This window comes from Deinococcus sp., from assembly GCF_025362455.1.
Taxonomy (GTDB): domain Bacteria; phylum Deinococcota; class Deinococci; order Deinococcales; family Deinococcaceae; genus Deinococcus.
Map to the genome: position 1 here is coordinate 1 of NZ_JANYGJ010000150.1, position 5377 is coordinate 5377.

Genomic DNA, 5377 nt, shown 5'->3' on the forward strand with positions numbered 1-5377 from the left:
CTTGTAGACACGAACCTGAATAGCGCCCTTACTGGTAAGCTCTTCGAGAATGTGCTGCTGTTCCAGGGTCAATTCAACTGGGTGAATCTGCTTTCGTCTTGGCATCACTTAGGATATCATAAATTCAGAATCAATGTACTAAGTGCCTTCAGATAGTCAGGCAGTGTCTGTGCGCTGCCCAGGCGGGTGTGAACATCGTCGATCTGCTCGGAGGTGAACATGCTCTCAGCATAGTTGCCAGACAGACTCCAAGACACGAGAACAGGCGCCCCCCAATCCGGAGGCGCCTGTTTCAACCGACTGCTACTCAGCGGCGGTCGCGCCGGTCGTCACCACTGGGCACGAACTCGCGGCTGCCGAAGTCCCGGTTGCCGGTGTCGCTGCCGCCAGAGTTGGAGTCGCTGCGGCCACGGTAGCCACCGCCACCACTGTTACGGTCGTTGCTGTAGCGTCCGCCGCCACCACTACTGCCGCCGCCCTGACGGTTGCCACGGTAGCCGCCGCCACTGCCACCGCCGTAGTTGCCACCGCCGCGCGAGTCGCGGTCGCGCTGGGGCATGTCGATCAGTCCGGGCAGTTCGTCGGGCACGCTGACTTCGACCTGACCGTCGAGGGGCGAGGCGGCCAGCAGCTTGGCGACCAGTTCGCTGGGAATATCGGCCACGGAACCTTCCTCGGCCAGACGGACCCGGCCCAGCGAGCGGGAATCGATGTCGGTGCTGCGGGCGATCAGCGCCACGGTGCGGGCCACGCTCATGCGCTGGCCGTGCAACATCACGGTGACCTGGCCTTCCTCGCCGCTCAGCAAGCTGACGGTGCGCGCGGGCGTGACGGCTCCGGCGATGCGGGCCAGGGCGCGGGCCAGCGACTCCAGACCCAGCTCGCTGAACAAGCGCTCGGCCTCAGCCTGGAACGGCTCGGCGAACTCACTGTCCACCTTGCGGATCTGGTCGGCGGCGGTGCGGGCCGAGGAATCGCGGACTTCCTTGGGGGTCGGGACGCTGCGCTCGGTGAAGTGGACGCCGGTGGCATGCTCCAGGTTGCGCAAATCGCGCTGCTCGCGGTCGCCGTACATCACGATGGCGGTGCCGGTGCGCCCGGCGCGGCCCGTGCGGCCCGAACGGTGGACATAGCTCTCGTGGTCCTGGGGCAGATGGTACTGCACCACCAGATCGACCTCGGGGATGTCCAGGCCACGGGCGGCCACGTCGGTGGCGACCAGCACCCGGACCCGTCCGGCGCGGAAGGCGCCCAGGGCACGTTCACGCTGCGACTGGGCCAGGTCGCCGTGCAGCGCCTCGGCTTCCAGGCCACGGTGGATCAGTTCCATCGCCAGCTCATCGACCTCGCGCTTGGTGCGGGTAAAAATGATGGCGCGTTCGGGGTTGTAGACGGTCAGCAGGTCGGCCAGCAGACGGGTGCGGGTGCGGCCCACGCGAATCTTGAGGTGCTCGACGCTCTGGGCGGCCTGGCTCTTGCCCTCGCCCACCAGATCCACCGTAACCGGATCGTTCTGATACGCGCGGGCGATGCGCAGGATGTCCTTGGTCAGCGTGGCGCTGAACAACATGGTCTGGCGCTCTTTGGGCGTCGCCTTGAGGATTTCCTCGATGGCGTCGGCAAAACCCACGCTGAGCATCTCGTCGGCCTCGTCGAGCACCACGAACTGCACCATGTCGAGCTGGAGGTTGCCGCGCTCGATGTGGTCGATGATGCGGCCCGGCGTGCCCACCACGATGTCCACACCGCGTGAGAGGGCCTTCTCCTGGGGGCCGTAGGCGGCGCCGCCGTAGATGGTCAGCAGTTCCAGATCGGCGGACGCCTTGCTGAAATGGTCGGCGACCTGCTTGGCCAGCTCGCGGGTGGGCGCCATAATCAGGGCGCGGGGGGTGCGTCCACGTTGACGGCTGGGTTCGAGCCCCTGGATAATCGGCAGCGCGAAGGCCAGCGTCTTGCCAGTGCCGGTGCGGGCGCGTCCGATGAGGTCGCGGCCCTGGAGGGTGTGCGGCAGGCTCTCGGCCTGAATGGGCGTGGCTTCGAGAATGCCCTGCGCGGCGAGGCGCCCGGCGATGTCGGGGTTGACCAGTTCACTAAATTGCATGTTGTACCTTTCCGGGGCCCGCACACGTCCGGTGAAAGCATCAGTCATGCAACTTCCGGAGCGTGATCCGCTGATCTCCACTGTCTCCACTGCATGTAAACACTCGTCTTGTCCGGTGAACGACCCTGCCGCCTGATTGCCCCCGCGCTGTTGCAATGGGCTGATGCGGCATTTTCGGGTGTGGCCAGCTTTTTGGGCCGACGCTAAGAAGAAAGTATACACACTTCTCCCGGCCCGTCTGTGACATTCGCCCCGCCCAGCGCGAAATCTGGAGGCTCCGGACAGGCTCAGGGGTGTCCCAGAGGTCAGGCAGCAACCTGTTACCGCCCGGCCTGTTACCGCCCGGCAGACAGCCCCGCCTGCGTCTGGAACGAGCTGGGCGGCACTTACTTCAGATCAGGCCAGATCGGGCCAGACCAGATCAAAACCGCCCATCTGCCGACCCACATGCCGACCGGCTCCGCACCAGGGCCGTTTCACAACATTCCTTAAAGATCACGCCGCCCGATTGAGCGAGTTCACTTCCAGTCTGGGACCGGGCGCAACTCTAAACTCGCTTCATGAAACGCCGTCTGACCATCTCTCTGACCCTGCTCGCCCTCGGCGGCGCCGTCCTGACGGCCTGCAATCCGGCTATTCCGGTCAACGCCGCCGTCAATCTGAGTGGCCTGAAGGTGAGCCGCGACCTCAAGTACGGCCCAGACGTCCGCAACGTGCTCGATGTCTACGAGCCCCAGGGTGGGGGCCAGAACCGTCCGGTGGTGCTGTTCATCCACGGCGGCTCGTGGAACAGCGGCAGCAAGGCCGAGTACGTCTTCGTGGGCGAGAGTCTGGCGCGGGCCGGGTACGTCACCGCCGTGATGAATTACCGCCTGGCGCCCCTTCACCCCTACCCCGACTACGTGCAAGACGGTGCCCAGGCGCTGCGGTGGTTGCAGGACAACGCCGGTAAGTACGGCGGCAACGGCACTCGCCTGTACGTAATGGGCCATTCGGCAGGGGCCTTCAACGCCGTGGAACTGGTGGACAACGAACGCTGGCTACGCGAGGCGGGCGTGCCGATCAGCAACGTGCGGGCCGTGGTGGGCATCGCTGGGCCGTATGACTACGACTTCCGGCAGTTCAAGAGCCGCACGGCCTTTCCGGCGGGCGGCGACCCGGCTGACATCATGCCCAGCCGCCACGTGCGGGCCGACGCGCCGCCGCACCTGCTGCTGGTCGCCGCCAACGACACCACGGTGGACCCCTCCAACGGCCTGAAGATGAAAGCCGCGCTGGACGCCAAGAACATTCCCCTGACCTTCACGGTGCTGCCGGGCCTGAACCACATCACCATCGTCGGGGCCATGAGCCGCAACCTGACCTTTCTGGGCGGCACCCGCCAGGCCGTGCTCGATTATCTGGACGCCCAGGAAAAAAAATAAGCCCTGGGTGGCCTTCTCGTTGCTTAATCTTATCTGTTGCGTAGCCTTCTTGTTGTCTAGACAACATACTTAACACGTTTTGACGACTCACTCATCTTCGGCCCGTGTGTGATCGGATGAGCGGTATGTCCAGACTGAGGTTATGGTGCGGCGCAGCGCTACTGAACGTGCTTGGGCTGAACATGTTCGGGCTGGGCCTGTTCGGGCTGGGCCTGTTCGGAGGTTCGGCGCTGGCCGCCGTGAGCGTCAAGCCCCATCAGACCCTCTACGCCATCTCAAGGGCTTCGGGCACCAGCGTGGCCCGGCTGCGCCTTCTCAATCACCTCAGCGGCGACCAGTTGAAGGTAGGCCAGCTCATCCGCATGGGTGGCCCGGCCCGCCTGGCGAGCAAAGCGCCAGGGCCGTCGGTCAAAACGGCGAGCGTCGCATCTGGAACACCGCATCCGGCACTCAACGCCCCCAGCAAGCCCCCGCTGCGGCTCAAGACCACCTGGCTGCGCGGGGCCTACACCGTGCGGCGCGGCGACACGCTCAGCAAGCTCTCGCGGCGCAGCGGGCTGGATGTCGGCACCCTGCGGCGCAGCAACCACCTGACCAGCAGCGTCTTGTCCGTCGGGCAGCGGCTGCGGCTCGTGCCCGGCGCGGTCACCGCTCGGAATACGCCCAACCAGAGTGCGGCCCCGCGCCCCCGCCAGGTCAGTCCCCGTCCAACCAGCCGCAATGAACCGCGCACCGTCTTCACCTACAGCGTCGTCGGCCAGCGCGACACCTTCCGGACGCTCAGCCAGGTGGCCCAGCACAGCGCCCAGTTCAGCCCGGCCCAACTGATGCGGCTCAACAAGCTCGCCTCGCCCTGGGTCTACCCCGGCATGAAACTGCTGATGCCGCGCCGGGTCAGCGTGCCGGTTCCGCCCAAGCCGCAGCGGGCCGGGGCCACCTTGCAGTCGCTGTGGGTGCTGGGCATTGCGCTCAAGGTCGTGCGGGTGGACCTGCGTTACCGCAACGTGCTGGTGTCGCCGATTTTGCCCGCTCAGGGGCTGGGCACCGGGGCGCGGGTCAACACGCTGGCGCGGCTGAGCGGGGCCACCGCCGTCATCAACGGCAGTTATTTTCATCCGCAGAGTTTCATTCCGGCGGGCGACCTGGTGGTTCGCGGTCAGCGGCTGGCCTGGGGACGCCTGCCCGCCGCCCTCTCGATCACGCCGGACAACCGCGCCTACATCAGCAGCGGCGCGGGTAAAAACGGCGTCGGGGGAAGCTGGGCGGGCATGGAGAGCGTGGTCGCCAGCGGCCCCCAGATCGTGCGCGGCGGCGCGGTGCAGTCGCGGTACCCAGCCGTCTTTCAGGATCCGGCGCTGTTCGGCAGGGCTGCCCGGAGCGCCATCGGCCTGAGCAGCAACCGCGACCTGATGCTGGTGAGCACCAGAACCCGGCTGAGCATCACCGAAATGGGCAAGGTCATGGCGGCCCTCGGCGCCCGCGACGCCCTGCTGCTCGACGGCGGCTCCAGCGCGGGCCTGAGCTGGAACCGTTCACCGGTCATCGAGAGCGTGCGCGGGGTGTCATACGGCATCGGCGTGTTCGTGGATTATTCCGGGCGGCGGTACTCGCGGCTGTGAGTCTGGCTGAGCTGGACGGGGCTGGACGTGCTGTTGGCGGGTGGGTGGCGTTTCTGGGCTTTAGCTTTTTGCGAATGCGCCTGCACCCCCACCCCCCAGCGGCTTATCGTTACCCAGAAGTGGGATAGAGGCTGACAGAGACGTCAAGATCAAGCAGCCAGGCGGCCTGAGTGAGCCAGGCCCAACCGCGCCAGAGGGTCTGCCAACCAGGGTCGCCGTCACGGCGGCGACCA

Annotated in this window: 3 protein-coding genes; 2 read left to right on the forward strand and 1 reads right to left on the reverse strand. The window is 66.1% G+C overall.

The genetic code is table 11. The features are described from left to right. Nucleotides 1-307: 307 nt before the first annotated feature. Nucleotides 308-2101, reverse strand: coding sequence for a DEAD/DEAH box helicase (locus Q0R23_RS11745; RefSeq protein ID WP_293913253.1), 1794 nt, complete (start codon nucleotides 2099-2101; stop codon nucleotides 308-310). 560 nt (nucleotides 2102-2661) lie between these two features. Between Q0R23_RS11745 and Q0R23_RS11750 the strand changes: the two genes are divergently transcribed. Together Q0R23_RS11750 and Q0R23_RS11755 are read left to right on the forward strand one after the other, a co-directional pair. Further along, the gene (locus Q0R23_RS11750) at nucleotides 2662-3525 is read left to right on the forward strand and encodes an alpha/beta hydrolase (RefSeq protein WP_293913254.1); all 864 of its coding nucleotides are present in this window, start codon (nucleotides 2662-2664) and stop codon (nucleotides 3523-3525) included. Between the two features lie 125 nt (nucleotides 3526-3650). Continuing rightward, a complete protein-coding gene (locus Q0R23_RS11755) occupies nucleotides 3651-5144 on the forward strand; it encodes a LysM peptidoglycan-binding domain-containing protein (protein WP_293913255.1) in 1494 nt (497 codons plus the stop codon). Nucleotides 5145-5377 lie beyond the last annotated feature (233 nt).

Coding starts and splice junctions, on each gene's coding strand:
- Q0R23_RS11750 (WP_293913254.1), top strand. CDS start 2,662: ATGAAACGCCGTCTGACCATCTCTCTGACCCTGCTCGCCCTCGGCGGC.
- Q0R23_RS11745 (WP_293913253.1), bottom strand. CDS start 2,101: ATGCAATTTAGTGAACTGGTCAACCCCGACATCGCCGGGCGCCTCGCC.
- Q0R23_RS11755 (WP_293913255.1), top strand. CDS start 3,651: ATGTCCAGACTGAGGTTATGGTGCGGCGCAGCGCTACTGAACGTGCTT.